Source organism: Actinorugispora endophytica, assembly GCF_004363075.1.
Lineage (GTDB): Bacteria > Actinomycetota > Actinomycetes > Streptosporangiales > Streptosporangiaceae > Actinorugispora > Actinorugispora endophytica.
In genome coordinates this window covers 1-16,559 of sequence record NZ_SNYN01000040.1, presented here as the reverse complement: position 1 = coordinate 16,559, position 16,559 = coordinate 1, and the positions used below count along the sequence as shown (strand labels likewise).

14 protein-coding genes are annotated in these 16,559 nt (G+C 73.9%); 8 read left to right on the top strand and 6 right to left on the bottom strand.

Features of this window, described 5'->3' with window-relative positions:
- The 5 genes from EV190_RS23090 to EV190_RS23070 all read left to right on the top strand — a co-directional run.
- On the top strand, positions 1-156 hold a 156-nt coding region (locus tag EV190_RS23090; protein WP_133743726.1), incomplete at its 5' end, for an acetyl-CoA carboxylase biotin carboxyl carrier protein subunit.
- 127 nt (positions 157-283) lie between these two features.
- A complete protein-coding gene (locus tag EV190_RS23085) occupies positions 284-1,273 on the top strand; it encodes a cyclase family protein (RefSeq protein WP_133743725.1) in 990 nt (329 codons plus the stop codon).
- A 150-nt stretch (positions 1,274-1,423) separates the two neighbouring features.
- Entirely contained in the window at positions 1,424-2,140 is a 717-nt protein-coding gene (locus EV190_RS23080; protein ID WP_133743724.1) for a DUF2271 domain-containing protein, read from the top strand.
- A gap of 2 nt (positions 2,141-2,142) precedes the next feature.
- Entirely contained in the window at positions 2,143-3,102 is a 960-nt protein-coding gene (locus tag EV190_RS23075; RefSeq protein ID WP_133743723.1) for an FAD:protein FMN transferase, read from the top strand.
- Positions 3,089-4,402 carry a ferric reductase-like transmembrane domain-containing protein gene (locus EV190_RS23070; protein WP_133743722.1) on the top strand — a complete coding sequence of 438 codons (1,314 nt, stop codon included), beginning with the start codon at positions 3,089-3,091 and terminating at the stop codon, positions 4,400-4,402. Before EV190_RS23075 ends, EV190_RS23070 begins: the two co-directional genes overlap by 14 nt.
- Positions 4,403-4,586: 184 nt before the next feature.
- On the opposite strand, the gene EV190_RS23065 is transcribed toward EV190_RS23070, so the two are convergent.
- Together EV190_RS23065 and EV190_RS23060 are read right to left on the bottom strand one after the other, a co-directional pair.
- The gene (locus EV190_RS23065; protein ID WP_166655533.1) at positions 4,587-5,762 is read right to left on the bottom strand and encodes a protein kinase domain-containing protein; all 1,176 of its coding nucleotides are present in this window, start codon (positions 5,760-5,762) and stop codon (positions 4,587-4,589) included.
- 348 nt (positions 5,763-6,110) lie between these two features.
- A complete protein-coding gene (locus EV190_RS23060) occupies positions 6,111-6,659 on the bottom strand; it encodes a hypothetical protein (RefSeq protein WP_133743720.1) in 549 nt (182 codons plus the stop codon).
- A gap of 472 nt (positions 6,660-7,131) precedes the next feature.
- Between EV190_RS23060 and EV190_RS23055 the strand changes: the two genes are divergently transcribed.
- Entirely contained in the window at positions 7,132-8,070 is a 939-nt protein-coding gene (locus tag EV190_RS23055) for an MSMEG_6728 family protein (RefSeq protein ID WP_133743719.1), read from the top strand.
- Positions 8,071-8,280: 210 nt separating this feature from the next.
- On the top strand, positions 8,281-8,871 hold the full coding sequence (locus EV190_RS23050; RefSeq protein ID WP_133743718.1) for an NADPH-dependent FMN reductase: 591 nt from the start codon (positions 8,281-8,283) through the stop codon (positions 8,869-8,871).
- Between the two features lie 30 nt (positions 8,872-8,901).
- Here EV190_RS23050 and EV190_RS23045 read toward each other — a convergent pair whose 3' ends face one another.
- From EV190_RS23045 to EV190_RS23030, 4 genes are all read right to left on the bottom strand, one after another.
- Positions 8,902-10,662: an AMP-dependent synthetase/ligase gene (locus EV190_RS23045; protein WP_133743717.1), complete on the bottom strand. Its 1,761-nt coding sequence runs from the start codon at positions 10,660-10,662 to the stop codon at positions 8,902-8,904.
- A gap of 134 nt (positions 10,663-10,796) precedes the next feature.
- A complete protein-coding gene (locus EV190_RS23040) occupies positions 10,797-11,723 on the bottom strand; it encodes an RluA family pseudouridine synthase (RefSeq protein WP_133743716.1) in 927 nt (308 codons plus the stop codon).
- The gene (locus tag EV190_RS23035) at positions 11,716-12,318 is read right to left on the bottom strand and encodes a signal peptidase II (RefSeq protein WP_279536638.1); all 603 of its coding nucleotides are present in this window, start codon (positions 12,316-12,318) and stop codon (positions 11,716-11,718) included. The genes EV190_RS23040 and EV190_RS23035 overlap by 8 nt, the downstream gene beginning before the upstream one ends.
- Before the next feature lie 247 nt (positions 12,319-12,565).
- Positions 12,566-12,832 (bottom strand): hypothetical protein, encoded by a 267-nt coding sequence (locus tag EV190_RS23030; protein ID WP_133743714.1) that lies wholly within the window; start codon positions 12,830-12,832, stop codon positions 12,566-12,568.
- 372 nt (positions 12,833-13,204) lie between these two features.
- On the opposite strand from EV190_RS23030, the gene ileS reads away from it, so the two are divergent.
- The gene (gene ileS, locus EV190_RS23025) at positions 13,205-16,396 is read left to right on the top strand and encodes an isoleucine--tRNA ligase (protein WP_133743713.1); all 3,192 of its coding nucleotides are present in this window, start codon (positions 13,205-13,207) and stop codon (positions 16,394-16,396) included.
- Positions 16,397-16,559 lie beyond the last annotated feature (163 nt).

Here is a 16,559-nt window from a genome sequence, read left to right as displayed (position 1 = left end):
CGACAGGTCACCGAAGGCGACACCGTCGTCGTCATCGAGGCCATGAAGATGGAACAACCCCTCACCGCCCACAAGACCGGAACCGTCACCGGCCTCACCGCCGAGGTCGGAGCACCGCTCTCCCCCGGGGAGACGGTTTGCGAGATCTCCGACTGACGCTCCCCCGGCCGTCCCCCCGGAAGCCGCAGGCGGATTTCCCTCGGCCTCCGCTCTCATCTAACGATCAGATGCCTTACACTCTTCAGTGGTTCGATCTGAAGCAAAACCCGTACTCCCCCGTCCCATGAACCACACCCTCAACAAGGAGAGCCGGTCCCTCATGTGCAGTCCAGCCGTCATGCAGCAGATCGACTACGGTGAGTCCGGCGCCACGCCGCTGGGTCACGACCACCCCCACGTGCGGCGTACGGGTGAGAACGGGACGATCCAGGTGGCCGGGGAGGACGAGTCCCAGCGGACGGGGGCCTCCAGGGTGATGTCCCGCCGGAACCTGATGCGGTTCTCCGGCGCCACGGGCCTCGCCGCCGCGCTCTCCCTGCTGCCCACCGGGGTCGTCGCGCACGCCGACACCCGGGGCCTGCTCGGACGCAAGGTCAAGGACCTCACCCACACCCTGAGCTCCGACTTCCCGATCTTCCACCCGCTCTCCCCGCCCCCGGTGTACGAGCAGCGCCGCTTCCTCGAGACCGACGGCTTCAACGCCAACGTCATGACCCTGGACGAGCACTCCGGCACCCACATCGACGCTCCCGCCCACTTCGACGACGAGGGCACCTTCGTCGACGAGATCCCGGTCGAGCAGCTCGTCGCCCCGCTGTGCGTGATCAGCATCGTCAAGCGGGCCAAGCGCGACCCCACGGCCGTGCTGGAGGTCAGGGACATCCGCCGCTACGAGCGCGACTACGGCCGGATCCCCAAGGGCGCGTTCGTCGCGTCGGAGTCGGGGTGGAGCGACCGGGTGGATATCCCCGGCGCCTACCTGAACCAGGGCGAGGACGGGGTGTTCCGGTACCCCGGCATCTCCCCCGAGGCCGCGGCGTTCCTGGTCGAGGAGCGGTCCATCGTGGGTGCGGGGGTCGACAGCACCAGCCTGGACGCCGGAGGCTCCGACGTCCCCCGCACCCACCAGATCCTGCTGCCCGCCGGGCTCTACGGGATCGAGAACCTGAACAACCTGTCCACCGTGCCCCGCTGCGGCGCGACCCTGGTCGTCGGCGCCTCCAAGCACCGCGGCGGCTTCGGCGGCCCGGCCCGCGTGTTCGCCTTCCACTAGGGGGTCCCGAGCGTGAGGGTGGTACTCGGCGGCCCGCCGCAGCCCCTGCGGCGAGCCGCCGGACGCCCCTCCGGGTGATCCGCCGCCAACGACCCGACGTTCCGGAAGGGGCGACCTCCCCGGACGCCCCCGACGAAGGGACCCGAAGCGATGTCCGACCGAAGAGTCCGCCTGGTCGTGCCCCTGGTCGTCGTCACCGGCGTGGCCGCGGCCGCCACCGGCGCGCACTTCGGCCACCAGGCCGCCCTGGAGACCTCCGTGTCCGCGGCCCCCGCCCCCGGCGGCGCCCTCGCCCCCGCCCCCGGCGAGGAGGCGCCGCCGGCCCCCGCGACCGACACCCTCGGCCTGGTCAGCATCGAGTACCGGCTGAACCGGCTGCCCCAGTCGGCCAGCAACCAGATCGCGATCTGGATCGAGGACGCCGACGGCGGCTACGTCCGCACCCTGTTCGCCACGAGCTTCACGGCCAACGGCGGCTACACCCGCCGTCCCATGTCGCTTCCCCTGTGGCGCGAGACCGCGCGCTGGGAGTCGGCGCCCGAGGCCGAGGTCGAGAGCGCGAGCCGCCCCGCGCAGGACAGCGGGCGGCACACCGTCCACTGGGACGGCACCGACCGCGAGGGCCGCGCCGTCCCCGCGGGCGCCTACACCTACCGCGTCGAGGGCAACCTGCGCTGGGAGAACCGGGTGCTGTTCACCGGTTCGATCACCGTGGGCGGGGAGCCCGACTCCTCCCGGGCCGAGGCCGAGTACCTCCCGGCGTCCGCCGCCGCGGAGTCCGACCTGGTCGAGGAGGTCACCGCGGTGTTCGCGCCCGGTGAGCCGATGGACCCGGCCGACGTCACCACCTACACGCGCGGTTCCTGAGCGTGCGCGCCTTCCGCGACCGCGTCATGGGCACCGACGTGCTCCTGGCGGGGATGGGCGCCGGGGAGCAGGCGGCGGTGCTGGGCTGGCTCCGCGAGGCCGAGCGCGTCTTCACGCGGTTCTCCCCCGGCAGCGACACCCGCCGGGTCGGCGCGGCCGACGGGCGGGCGACCGAGGTGTCGGCGTCGTTCACGGCCGCGCTGGCCGAGGCGTGCGCCCACCACGAGCGGACCGGCGGCCTGTTCGATCCGTTCCTGGGCGCCGCGATGGAGCGCATCGGCTACTCCGTGGGGTTCGACGAGATCACGGCCCGGGGCGGGGTCTCGCCCGGCCCCGTGGCCCCGGTCCCCCCGGAGTCCCCCGGGGACGACGCGGGGGCCGTCCCGCGCGTCGAGATCGACCACGAGCGGGGGCTCGTCACACTGCCGCCGGGGACCGCCGTCGACCTCGGCGGCTTCGTCAAGGGCTGGAGCGTGCAGCAGGCCGCGGACGCCCTGCGCCGGGCGGGCGCCCGACGCGGCCTCATCGACGCGGGCGGCGACATCGTCGCCTGGCGGGACCCGGCGGACGCGCCGTGGCGCGTCGGCGTCGAGCACCCGCTGCGCCCCGAGCCCGCGGGGACGCTGGCCCTGGCCCCGTACGCGGCCGTGGCGACCAGCAGCACCGCGCGCAGGCGCTGGCGCGACGCCTCCGGCGCCCCCGCGCACCACATCGTCGACCCCCGCACCGGCCGCCCCGCGGACTCGGACTGCGTGCAGGCCACGGTGCTGGGCCGCGACCTGGGCGCTGCGGAGGTGTACGCCACCTGCCTGGTGGTTCTCGGGACGGTCGAGGGGCCGGCCCTGCTGGCCGACCTCGACGGCTCGGCCGCGTGGATCACCGTCGACCGGGAGGGCCGCGTGCGGTCCGCCGCGAACCTCGACCACTACTGCGCGGAGGTCGCGCTCGATGTCCCACCGTGAGCACACCATCGTCCGCCCCGAGGCGGAGGCCCCGCACCGGCCCCTGCGGGTGTCCCCCGTCGTGGCCGCCGTCGTGGCCTCGGCGCTGCCCTTCCTGCTCCTCGTCGGCCGGTTCGACGAGGTCGGCGGGACCGTCCCGGGCCTCGCCAACCTCACCGGATTCGTCGGCGCGCTGCTGATCTGGTGGCAGGTCCTGCTGGGGGTGCGGCAGGTCTCCGCGCTGGCGACCCCCGACCGGGGCGCGGTCGTCGGGCTGCACGCCTGGCTCGGCGCGTCGGGCGCGTTCTTCGTGCTGCTGCACCCGCTGCTGGAGATGGTCTCCGAACGCCAGGACCTGCTGTACCTGGTGCGGTTCGACTTCACCTGGGTGGAGTCGTCGTACACGTCGCTGGGGCGCGCCGCGCTCCTGCTGTTCCTCGCGCTGTGGCTGTCCAGCACCCTGGCGCGCGCCGCCGTGCGGTACCGGGTGTGGCGCTACACGCACTACCTGTCGTACCCGATGGCGGTGCTGGTGTTCCTGCACTCCTACGAGCTGGGCACCTTCCTGCTGGAGACGCCGTGGCTGCGGTGGTACTGGCTGGCGCTGGCCTGGTCCTTCGCGGCGGTGTGCGCCTGGCGGCTGGCGGGCCCGCTGCTGTCGGCCCGCTACCGGCTGGTGCGCGCCCACCGCGTCTCGGACACGGTGACGCTGTACACCCTGGCGCCGCTGGGCCGGCGCCTGCGCCCCCGGCCGGGGCAGTTCTGCCACCTGCGGACGGGCCTGCTCGCCCCCTCGCACCCGTTCAGCGTGGTCGAGTCGCGCGAGCCCGGGGGCGTGCTCGCCTTCGCCGTCCGGAACGCGGGCCCGTTCACCGGCCGCCTGGCCGGGCTCGCGCCGGGGGCGACGGTGTACCTGGACGGACCCTACGGGACGTTCACGGCCGAGGCCGGAACGGACGGGCGCCCCTCGGTCCTGGTCGCCGGGGGGATCGGCGTCACCCCGTTCACCGGGCTGGTCCGCTCCCGCCCGGCCGACGGCACGTGGCTGTTCCACGTGACGCGCGCCGCCGGGGACGCGCTCTTCGCCGACGAGCTGCGCGCCCGCCTGGGCGCGCGCTACGTCAACGCCGTGTCGGACCCGGCCTCGGGGGGCGCCCCGTTCGACGCCCGCGAGATCGTCCGCCGGCTCGGCCCCCGCGCCGCCCGCCGCGCCCGCTACTTCGTCTGCGGCAGCCCCGGCTTCGTCGCCCACCTCACCGGGTCCCTCCTCGACCAGGGCGTCACCGCCGACCAGCTGCACATCGAACGCTTCGAGTGGTAACGCCCACCCGGACCAGCCCCCGCCACGGGTCGGTGGCGCCCGAGCCGAGCGGGGAGGCCCCGCCGAGCAGGGGTGTCTGTGCCGCCTCTCCCCGGGCGGCGCCATCACGCGGCCTCCCGAGGCGTCTGCCAGGCCGTGAAGACGGGGGTCCCCCGGCCGTCCCTTCGGGGAACGCGCGAGGCCGTCAGGCGGGGGTCCCCCCTCCCCCCAGCACTCCGCGAAGCTGCTGGAGACGGGACCGGACGTCGTCGTACCGGCGGGTGAGCGCCTCCACCTCGCGCCGGGCCTCGCCCGTGATCCGGTCCGCCTCGGCCTCGGCGTCTGCCACGATCCGCCCGGCCTGCTCCCTTGCCTGGCGCTCGGCGTTCGCGAGGACCCTCTGGCAGTCGCGCTCGGTGGCGTCGCGCATCTGCCTTATGTTCCGCTCCGCCTCGGCGCGCAGCTCCATGATCTCCCGCCTCGCCGTGTCCGGCTCCGCCGGAACCGCGTCCCCGGTCGGCGTCGGCGCGCCCGCGACGGAAGCGCCCCGGCCCGCCCTCGCCCTCTCCACCAGGGAACGGGCCTCCTCGACCCCCATCCGCCCGTTCACGTCGCGCCGCAGGAGGCCGCTGATGACGGGGGCGAGCGGACCGGCGTTGCGGGGAGCCGGAACCGGGGCGTTGACCAGGGCGTGGAGCACGCTGCTGGAGTTCTTCCGGTGGAACGGGGAGCGCCCTTCGAGCGCCGCGTAGAGCGTCACCCCGAGGCTCCACAGGTCGGAGGCGGGGGTGTCGTCCTCGTCGGCCAGGCGCTCGGGGGCCATGTACTCCAGTGAGCCGAGCAGCCCCCCGGTCTCGGTCACCACCGTCGCCTCGCTGATCGTGGCGATGCCGAAGTCGGTCAGGACCGCCTGGTCGTCATGGCCGAGCATGATGTTGCCGGGCTTGATGTCGCGGTGGATGACCCCGGCCTCGTGGGCCACCCCGAGCGCGGCCAGGAGGGTGTCGGCGAGGTCCAGGGCCAGGCCGACCGGGATCGTGCCCCGGGACGCCATCCGCTCCCGCAGGGACTCCCCGGGGACGTGGTCCATGACCACCCAGGGGTGGTCGCCGCTGTCGACCAGGTCGTGGATGGTGACGACCCCCGGGTGCGATATCCGGGCGGCGGCCCGCGCCTCCCGGAGCACCCGGGCGTGCCGCTCCGCGCGCTCCCGCTCCCCCATCTGGTCGGGCAGCAGGATCTCCTTGACCGCCACCACCCGCCGCAGCTTCCTGTCCCAGGCGCGCCAGACGGCGCCCATTCCGCCCTGTCCGAGCCGTCCTCGAAGTTCGTAGCGGTCCGCGATCAGACGCGCGGAGTCCGTGGGGGGATAGTCGCCCATGTCTTCTCCTCCGGTCTTGGGAGAGGCGGGCGACCATCCTAGAAGCGGACCCGCGCACCGTACAGGGCCGCCGTTTCCCGTCGTTCCCGCCGCCGTGGCCGTCACGGGAGCCCTGCCGACGATCTTGACGGTGGCGTTCCGGAATCCCCGATTCCGGAACGCCGACATCGAGAAGCCTCATCGACAGGACCCTCACGGACCGGACACCCGGGGCGCGGCCTCGGTCCGGGCGCGCCCCGGGTGCGACGCATCGCCATGGCCGCAGGGGGCCACGACCGCGTCAGCGGCCTTCGGTCCACGGCCTTCTCCGGGGCCGGGATGTCCGCGCGCGGCGGGCGCGGCCCGCCGTCACCCCGCGCGGGAGACCGCGTCGCAGAGCAGGTCCACGGCCGCCTGGGTGCGGCCGGCCTCGTCGAGCGTCTCCTCGACCTCGGGGTCCGCGGGCAGCACCTCGACCTCCACGACGAGGTTGTCCAGGCGGTACAGGGCGTGTCCGGAGCCGCTCCGGGTGCCGCTGAGCGGGAGTCTGCCGTCCGGGCAGGTCGCGGACTCGGCGCCGTCCGACTCCGGACGGCTGCCGTAGAAGTAGGTCCTGGCGGCCTCGATGCCGTTCTCCCTGCGGATCCCGTTCACCTCACTGGTGAAGACGGTGGCGCGGAGGTCCACCTCGTGCCCGGACGCGGCCCCGTACCCGGGGGAGACGACGCACTGCATGCCCTCGGCGCCGTACGCGTAGGAGTGGTCGGCGTCGTAGACCTCCAGGTTCTCGCCGTTCCCGGCGATCTCGCCCGCGGCGTCGGTGTCCAGGAGCGCGCACGGGTCCGGTGGGGCGGAGTAGACGTCCTCCGGGCCGAACCAGCCGAGGTAGTACGCGCCGCCGAACCCGACGCCCGCCATGACGAGGAGGAGGAGCGTGCCGCAGCCACAGCCGATCCAGGCGAGGGTCCTGCCGACGGAGCCCTTCCTGGCCGGGGCCGGCCCGGCGGGCGTCCGGCCGGGTCGGGGGCGGCCCTGCGGCTGTCCGTGGGGAGGCGCCTGGTGATCGGGCGGCCGGGGAGGACGGGGACCCTGCGGAGGCGGGGGAGGCGGGGGGCCGTGTTCGCGCATGGTGCGTACTCTAGCCATGCCTGACGACGGGACCGGGAAGCCGTCTGGCCTGCTTCGGCCACGTCACGACGGGCAGGGCAGGACCCGACCGACCGACGCCCGTGGTGCCCGCCGCTCCCGCTGGTCTGGACCTTTTCGGGGGCTCGGAAGCGGTCGAGCCCCGAGAAGGTCAAGACCAGCGGATTTACCCGGGGGTGGGCTACCCGGCGGCGTGGCCGGGTAGCGCCACCGCACATGGCATCCGACGACTGGGGGCGCGCCCGTGCAGACCTTCCTGCCCCACCCCGGGTTCGCCGACTGCGCACGCGCGCTGGACGACCGCAGGCTCGGCAAGCAGCGCGTGGAGGCGCTGCAGCTGCTGCGTGCCCTGGTCTGGCCCCGGTACGGCTGGCGCAACCACCCCGCCACCGTGATGTGGCGGGGGTTCGTCCCCGCGCTCGTGGGCTACGGCGCGGCGGTCTGCCGGGAGTGGCGGGGTCGCGCGTACGCCGACGCGGTGCTGCCCGCGCTGCTGGAGTTCTCGGGCGGGACCGTGCCCGAGGAGCGGTGGCTGCGCGACAACGACCTGCTGCCGCCGTGGCTGGGCGACGAGGACGTGCACCGCTCGCACCGGGCGTCGCTGGCGCGCAAGGACCCCGACCACTACGGCCCCCTGTTCCCCGGCACACCCGCCGACCTGCCCTACACCTGGCCCGGGTCGGTCTTCCCCGACCACCGGCTCCAGCACGCCGGACCTCCGCTGGACGTCGGGGCGGCACTGGACCTGCTGGGGCTGACCGGCGCCGACCCGTCCCTGGCCTCGGCCGTGGAGCGGCTGGCGCGCGGACACGACGCCGACCTGCGCGGCCTCGGCCTCCTGCCCCCCGGCGCGGGCCTGCTGGCCGGGCTGTGCACGCCCGGCACGGCGCTGTGGCTGTGGCCGGGGGCGCCGCCCGCCCCCTCCGAGGCCGTCCCCTCCCCCACCGACTGCCCCGACTCCGGGCCCGCGGGCCGCACCGCGCCCTCGGGGGCGCGCGCCGCGGGACCGGCCGAGCTCGCCGCGATGGGCGCCGAATGGCCCGCCGACCCGGTCTTCCGCTTCCGGCGCGCCCTGTCCGGCGCCCCTCCCGGCCCGCTGCCCCCGGGAACCGGCCTGGTCATCGCGCGCGACCAGGAGGTCCCGGCCGGCGCGCCCGCCGTGCTGCGCCTCGCCTGGACGTGAGCGCCCGGCAGACGGGTGCCGGAGACGACGAGCGGTCGCACGTGGGACGCCCCCTCTCCGCGGGGCCGCCGTGACCGGTCGGGCGGACTCCCGCGTCAACGGTCTCGCGGGACGGCGTTCTCCGGGAGGCGGCGCGCCCATTAGGAGAATCCGGAAAGTAGCGAAATAGTGACGTTCCGCAAACATTCGCGTTCGTTCGGGAGGCCGGCCATGGAAACGGAAACCACGCACAGGGTGGGCTACTTCGTCGGCAGCCTTTCGGCGGACTCCATCAACCGCACCCTGTCCAAGGCGCTGATCCGCCTGGCCCCGCAGAACCTGGAGTTCACGGAGATCCCGATCAAGGACCTCCCCCTCTACAACCACGACTACGACCCCGACTACCCGGCGGAGGGGCGGGCCCTCAAGGAGGCCATCTCCTCCGTGGACGCCGTCCTGTTCGTGACCCCCGAGTACAACCGCTCCATCCCCGGCGCCCTGAAGAACGCCATCGACTGGGCCAGCCGCCCCTGGGGCGACAACTCGTTCGCGCACAAGCCCTCGGCCGTGATCGGCACGTCCCCCGGCTCGATCGGGACCGCGGTCGCCCAGCAGAGCCTACGCAGCGTGCTGAGCTTCTGCGACTCCCCGCAGATGAACGCCCCCGAGGGGTACATCCAGTTCAAACCCGGCCTGTTCACCGACACCGGCGAGGTCACGGACGAGAGCACGGCGCAGTTCCTGAGGGACTTCATGCAGGAGTTCCAGGCGTTCATCATCCGGGTGCGCACCGTGCTGCCCGCGCTGCCCGCGCAGCGCTGAGCGCCGGGCCGCGCGCCGCCCCGGCCCCGCTCAGCGCCGGGAGTACATCGCCTCGACCTCGGCCGCGTGGCGGGACAGGATCGCGGCGCGGCGCATCTTGAGGGTGGGGGTGAGGGTCCCGTCCTCCTCGGAGAAGGGCCGGTCCACGATGGTGAAGGCCCTGATCGACTCGGCGCGGGACACCTCGGCGTTGGCGGCGTCCACCGCGTCCTGAACCGCGGCGCGCGCCTCCTCGTTCGTACCGGGCCTGTCCCGGGCGTCGGCGTCCAGGACGACGAGCGCGGCCGCGAACGGGCGGCCGTCGCCCACCACCATCGCCTGGCCGACGAGCGGGTGCGCGCGCAGCCGCTCCTCCATGGGTCCCGGCACGATGTTCTTGCCCCCGGCGGTCACCAGGATCTCCTTCTTGCGCCCGATGACGCGCAGGTTGTCCTCCGCGTCGAACTCGCCGAGGTCCCCGGTGGCGAACCAGCCGTCGGTGAACGCCGCCGCCGTCGCCTCCTCGTTGTTCCAGTACCGCTCGAACACCTGCGGCCCCCGGACGAGGATCTCGCCGTCGTCGGCCAGGACCACCGAGACCCCGGGCAGCGGCGTCCCCACCGTGCCCGCGCGCACCCTGCCGGGGCGGTTCGCGATGACGGCCGCGGTGGTCTCGGTCAGGCCGTAGCCCTCGACGACCTCCAGCCCGATCCCCCGGTAGAAGTGCAGCAGCCGCGGCTCCAGGCTGCCGCCGCCGGTGATCACCCGGGTGGCGCGCCCGCCGAGGGCGGCCAGCAGGCGCGCGTAGACGAGCCGGTGGAACAGCGCCCTGCGGGCGCGCAGCAGCGGTCCGGGGCCGCCCCGGTCCAGGGCCTCGCTGTAGGCGACGGCCGTCCCGGTGGCCGCGTCGAAGACCCGCCCCGTGAACCCCCCGCCCGCCTTGGCCCGGGCCCCGGAGTGGATCTTCTCCAGCACGTAGGGCACGCCCAGCAGGAAGCTGGGCCGGAAGGTCGTCAGGTCCGCGAGCAGGCCGCGCACGCTCGCGGTGTGGGCCAGGCGCACCCCGGCGTGCAGCGCGCAGACCTGGACCATGCGGCCGAAGACGTGCGCGAGCGGAAGGAACAGCAGGGTTCCCGGCTGCGCGCCGTCGGGCCCCTCGGCGAACAGCTCGGGCAGCCCGGCGATGATGTTGTCGACCTCGGCGAAGAAGTTGGCGTGCGTGAGCACGCAGCCCTTGGGCGGGCCGGTGGTCCCCGAGGTGTAGACGATGGTGGCCGGGTCGTCGGGGGCGACGGCGGCGCGGCGCGCGCGGACCTCCCCAGCGGGCGTCCCCTCGGCCAGGGCCTCCAGGTCGGCGACCGCGCCCTCGTCCAGGATCCTGAGCGGGAGCTCCGCGCCGACGGCCTCGCGGACCCTCGCCGCGCGCTCGGCGGTGTCGGTGACGCAGGCCGCCGCGCCGGAGTCGGTGAGGATCCAGCGGATCTGGCTGGTCGACGAGGAGGGGTAGACGGGGACGGGGACCGCGCCGACGCTCCACAGCGCGTAGTCCAGCAGCGTCCACTCGTACCGGTTGTCCGCCAGGAGCGCGACCCGGTCGCCGGCGCCGATCCCGGCGCCGACGAGCCCGCGCGCGACCCGGGTGACCTGCTCGGCGAATCCCGCCGCGGTCACGTCGCGCCAGGCGTCGCCCTCCTTCCGGGCGAGGACGGCGCGCGCGGGGTCCTGCTCGGCCACGGCGAACAGCGGCTCGGCCAGCCCGCCGCTGCCGGGCGGGACGGCACCGGCGGGGACGGCCCTGATCGTGGAGGTCATACCCCCATGCCTACCGGACCGCGCGGGGAACCCGCGCCAGAAGCGGCGCCGCCCCGGCGTGATTTTCCCGACGGCCTCCGACACCCGCCGGGGGCCGCCGCGCCCGCCTCGCGGGGCGCCGGGCCCCGGGCCGGTCACTCCTCGCGCAGGACCGCCAGCGCCTTCTCCAGGTCCTCCGGGTAGGGGCTCTCGAACTCGACCGGCCGGTGCTCGGTGGGGTGCTCGAAGCCCAGGCGGACCGCGTGCAGCCACTGGCGGCGCACGCCCAGGCGGTCGGCCAGGGTGGGGTCGGCGCCGTACAGGTGGTCGCCCACGCACGGGTGCCGGGTGGCGGACATGTGCACCCGGATCTGGTGGGTGCGGCCCGTCTCCAGCTTGATCTCCAGCAGGCTCGCCGCGCGGAACGCCTCGATGGTGTCGTAGTGGGTGACCGACGGCCGCCCGCCCGCCACGACCGCCCACCGGCCGTCGCCCGCGGGGTGCCGGTCGATGGGCGCGTCGATGGTGCCGCGCAGCGGGTCGGGGTGGCCCTGGACGAGCGTGTTGTAGCGCTTGTCCACGGTGCGCTCCTTGAAGGCGCGCTTGAGGACGCTGTAGGCGGTCTCGCTCTTGGCCACCACCATGAGGCCGGTGGTGTTGGCGTCCAGGCGGTGCACGATGCCCTGGCGCTCGGCGGCGCCGCTGGTGGCGACCGTGACGCCGGAGGCCATCAGCCCCTCCAGCACCGAGGGGCCGGTCCAGCCGACCGTGGGGTGCGCGACCACGCCGACGGGCTTGTCCACCACGATGATGTCGGCGTCCTCGTACACGGTCCGCAGCCCCGGCACCGCCTCGGCGCGCGGCGTCGGGGCGGTGGGCGGCGGCGGGAGCACGACGTCGAGCCACGCGCCCGCCTGCACCCGGTCCGACTTGGCCGCCGCGACCCCGTCCACCAGGACGTTGCCGTCGGTGATCAGGTCCGCGGCGCGGGTGCGCGACAGTCCGAACATGCGGGCGATCGCGGCGTCGAGGCGGTCGCCCTCCAGCCCGTCGGGCACCGGCATGCTGCGCTGGTCACTCACGGCCGTCCTCCTCCGTCGCGGGGCGCGCCGCGGACTCGGCGGGCCCGGTCTTGCCGGGGCCTCCGGACTCGCGGGTGCCGTCGATGTTGATCCCCCGGAACGCCAGGACGACCGTGAGCACGCCGCCGCACACGATCCCCGAGTCGGCGATGTTGAACACCGGGTAGTTGGGGAGCTGGATCCAGTCCACGACGTGCCCGTTCAGCGGCGAGGGCGGGCTGAGCAGCCGCTCCCACAGCGTCCCGCGCGCCTCCGGGCCCACCAGCGCGGCGGACAGCTCCCGGGTGTCGGGGCGCCAGAGGCGGTCGATGAAGTTGCCGGTGGCCCCGCTCAGGATCAGGCCGAGCGACACCGCCCACCAGGCGCTGTACAGCTTGCGCGACATCCACAGGATGTACAGGATCACGCCTATCATGACCAGGCTGAACACCCAGGTCACACCGGTGCCGATGGAGAAGGCCGCGCCGGAGTTGAACACCAGCGTCAACCGCAGGAAGCCGCCCAGCAGCTCGACGGGGTCGTACGGCGAGAAGTTCGCGAGCGCGATCTCCTTGGTGACGAAGTCGGCCACCAGTGGTACCGCCGCGACGGCCAGCAGCAGGCCGACCCTCCGGCGCGGCCCGGCGGCCGGGCTCTCGGTCTTCTCGGGGCCCCGGTCGGGGTCGACGTCGTTCAGCGGAACTACTCCTCAGCGTGTCCACGGCCCGCAGACGCCCTGTCTCCCGCGCCCACCGCCCGCGCGCCGGGCCAGGCTCATTGTAGGTCGTCACCGGAGGACCGCGGCCGGGCGGAACAGGGCGGACCGGCCGCCTTCGTCCCCGCGGCCCCGCGCCGGAGACTCCCTACCCGCTGTGGGCGAAGCCGTCGTAGTCCTCCGCGAGGGCGGCCAGGTGGGGCTGGTCCAGGACGGCCGGACCGCCGTGCGGGCCGGTGCGGACCTCGATCACCCAGTCGGCGTCCTCGGCGTCGTCCTCGCCCGCGAGCATGTCCCGGTGCACCCCGCACGGCTCGTACCCCTGGGCGAGGAGCTGCTCGGCCAGCTCCTCCGCGTCGTCCCGGTCGTGCAGCGCCACCAGGACGACGCCCTCCCCGGCCGTCGTGTCCGCCACCCCGTCCACCCCTTCCGCGTTCGCGTCCTGGTGGCGAGTATGCACCGCTTCCGGCCCCCGGCGGACCGCTCCGCCCGGAGCACCACGTGCGTTATCCTCGAGCCAGCAAGGCGTGGATGGGGACGAGTACCGTCGGACACAGCCGCGAGCGACCCGGGGACGGTGCGAGCCCGGGGGCATGCCCGTGCGGGAAGATCACCCCGGAGCCGCCGGAGGAACGGCGCCCGTCCCGGGCGCCCGTAGAACCGGCAGCGGCAGGAACGAAGTGGGACGCGCACCCGACGGGCGGCGCTTCCAAGGAGGGTGGTACCGCGGGGCCCGCGCCTCGTCCCTCCATCAGGTGATCCACACCCCTGATGAAAGGTACGCCACGTGTCGAAGGCGACGAAGCAGCCGTTCCCCGCTCTGCCCGCCCAGGTCGACCTGCCCTCGGTGGAGCACGAGGTCCTGCGGCGCTGGTCCGAGCAGAAGGTGTTCGAGCGATCCCTCGAGCAGACACAGGGCGGCCCGAACTGGGTGTTCTTCGAAGGCCCTCCCACCGCGAACGGCACGCCGGGCGTCCACCACGTCGAGGCGCGCGTGTTCAAGGACGTCTTCCCGCGCTTCAAGACCATGAAGGGCTTCCACGTCGACCGCAAGGCCGGGTGGGACTGCCACGGCCTGCCGGTCGAGGTCGCCGTGGAGAAGGAACTGGGACTGTCCGGCAAGAAGGACATCGAGACGTTCGGCGTCGCCGAGTTCAACGCCCGCTGCCGCGAGTCGGTGCTGCGCAACGTGGACGCGTTCACCGCGATGACCGAGCGCATGGGCTACTGGGTCAACATGGACGAGGCCTACCGCACCATGGACCCGGAGTACGTGGAGTCGGTGTGGTGGTCGCTCAAGCAGATCTGGGACAAGGGCCTGCTCACGCAGGACTACCGGATCAGCCCGTACTGCCCCCGCTGCGGCACCACGCTGTCCGACCACGAGCTCGCCCAGGGCTACGAGACCGTCACCGACCCGTCGGTGTACGTGCGCTTCCCGCTCACCTCCGGCCCGCTCGCCGAGGAGGGGCGGGGCGCGGCCCTGCTGGTGTGGACGACCACCCCGTGGACGCTGGTGTCCAACACCGCCGTCGCGGTGCACCCCGGGGTCGACTACGTGGTGGCCACCGACGGCACCGAACGCCTGGTCGTGGCCGAGCCGCTGGTCGGCGCGGCCCTGGGTGAGGGCTGGGAGCCCACCGGGGAGCGCTTCACCGGCGCCGAGATGGAGCGGTGGACCTACCGGCGCCCCTTCGGGCTGGTGGAGTTCGACGAGCCCGCTCACTTCGTGGTGCTCGCCGACTACGTCACCGTCGAGGACGGCACCGGCCTGGTCCACCAGTCCCCCGCCTTCGGCGCCGACGACATGGCCGTGTGCCGCGCCTACGGGCTGCCGGTGGTGAACCCGGTGCGCGCCGACGGCACCTTCGAGGAGCACCTCGACCTGGTCGGCGGGGAGTTCTTCAAGACCGCCGACCAGAAGCTGGTCGCGGACCTGAAGGAGCGGGGCCTGCTGTTCCGGCACCTGGCCTACGAGCACAGCTACCCGCACTGCTGGCGCTGCCACACCGCGCTGCTCTACTACGCGCTGCCGTCCTGGTACATCAGGACCACCGCGATCAAGGACCGGCTGCTCGCGGAGAACGCCACGACCAACTGGGTTCCCTCCAACGTCAAGGACGGCCGCTACGGCGAGTGGCTGCGCAACAACATCGACTGGGCGCTGTCGCGCAGCCGCTACTGGGGCACCCCGCTGCCGATCTGGGAGTTCCCCGACGGCCGGCAGATCTGCGTGGGCTCGCTCAAGGAGCTCGGCGAGCTGAGCGGCCAGGACCTGTCCAACCTCGACCCGCACCGGCCGTACGTGGACGACGTCGTCATCCCCGACCCCGACGCCGACCCCTCCCTGCCGCTGGAGCAGCGGGTGGCCCGCCGGGTCCCCGAGGTCATCGACGTGTGGTTCGACTCCGGCGCGATGCCGTTCGCGCAGTGGGGCGCCCCCCACCGCAACCGGGAGACGTTCGAGGCGAACTTCCCCGGCCAGTACATCTGCGAGGCCATCGACCAGACCCGCGGCTGGTTCTACTCGATGATGACGGTCAGCACGCTGGTCTTCGGCGAGTCCTCCTACGAGAACGTGGTCTGCCTGGGCCACATCCTCGCCGAGGACGGCCGCAAGATGAGCAAGCACCTCGGCAACATCCTGGAGCCGATGCCGGTGATGGAGCGGCACGGCGCGGACGCGCTGCGCTGGTTCATGGCCGCGAGCGGCTCGCCGTGGATGCCGCGCCGGGTCGGCCACGCGGCGCTGGAGGAGATCGTCCGCAAGGTCCTGCTGACCTACTACAACACGGCCTCCTTCTTCACCCTGTACGCCAACGCGGGCCAGGCGTGGAGCCACGACCGGCTCGCCGACGCGCCCGCGCCCGCCGACCGGCCGCTGCTGGACCGCTGGCTGCTGTCCGAACTGAACACCCTGGTCACAACGGTGGACGAGGCGCTGGAGCGGTTCGACCCGGCGGTCGCCGGGCGGGCCCTGACCGCGTTCGTGGACGACCTGTCCAACTGGTACGTGCGCCGCTCGCGCCGCCGCTTCTGGGCGGGCGCGGAGACCCCCGAGGGCGCGGCCGCGTTCGCGACGCTGTTCGAGTGCCTGGAGACCGTCACCCTGCTGATGGCCCCGATCGTGCCGTTCCTGACCGACCACGTGTGGGACGCCCTGCGCCGCCCCGACGCGCCCGAGTCGGTGCACCTGGCCGCCTGGCCGGTCGCGGACGAGTCGCTGATCGACACCGGGCTGTCCGAGCAGATGGCGCTGGTGCGCCGCCTGGTGGAGCTGGGGCGCGCCGCGCGCGCGGACTCCAACCAGCGCACCCGGCAGCCGCTGGCCCGGGTGCTGGTGGGCGCCCCCGGGTTCGAGGCCCTGCCCGAGCAGCTGCGCGCGCAGATCACCGACGAGCTCAACGTGCTCCAGCTCGACCCGCTCTCGGTGGTCGGCGGCGACCTGGTGGACTACTCGGTGAAGCCGAACTTCCGCGCGCTCGGCAAGCGCTTCGGCAAGGGCACCCCGCCGGTCGCCAAGGCCGTCCAGGCCGCCGACGCCAAGGCCCTCGTGGAGCGCCTGCGCGCCGAGGGCGGGGCGAGCGTGGACGTGGACGGCGAGACCGTCGCGCTCTCGCCCGACGAGGTGCTGGTCACCGAGCAGCCGCGCGAGGGCTGGGCGGTGGCCTCGGAGTCCGGCGAGACGGTGGCCCTGGACCTGGAGCTGACCCCGGAGCTGCGCCGCGCCGGCCTGGCCCGCGAGGTGGTCCGCCTGGTCCAGGACGCCCGCAAGTCCAGCGGCCTGGACATCTCCGACCGCATCGAGCTGTGGTGGTCCGCGACCGACGCGACGACCGCCCAGGCCGTGGCCGAGCACGCCGCCGCCATCGGCGGCGAGGTGCTGGCCGCCACCCTCGCCGAGGGCGCCCCCGAGGGCGAGTCCCACGAGGTGGTGTCGGAGGACTTCGGGATCACCCTGCACCTGCGCCGGGCCTGACCCGGGTAAGCGGAGAGGGGCCGCGGGCATCCGCCCGCGGCCCCTCGGCTGCGTGAGGGTTCCGTTGCCGGTCTTGGGCTTTCCGCCCTTCCCGGCCCCGAAACGGGCAGAAAGCCCAAGACCGTCAACAAAACCACCGGTGCCCGAATTCACCCCCGCGCCG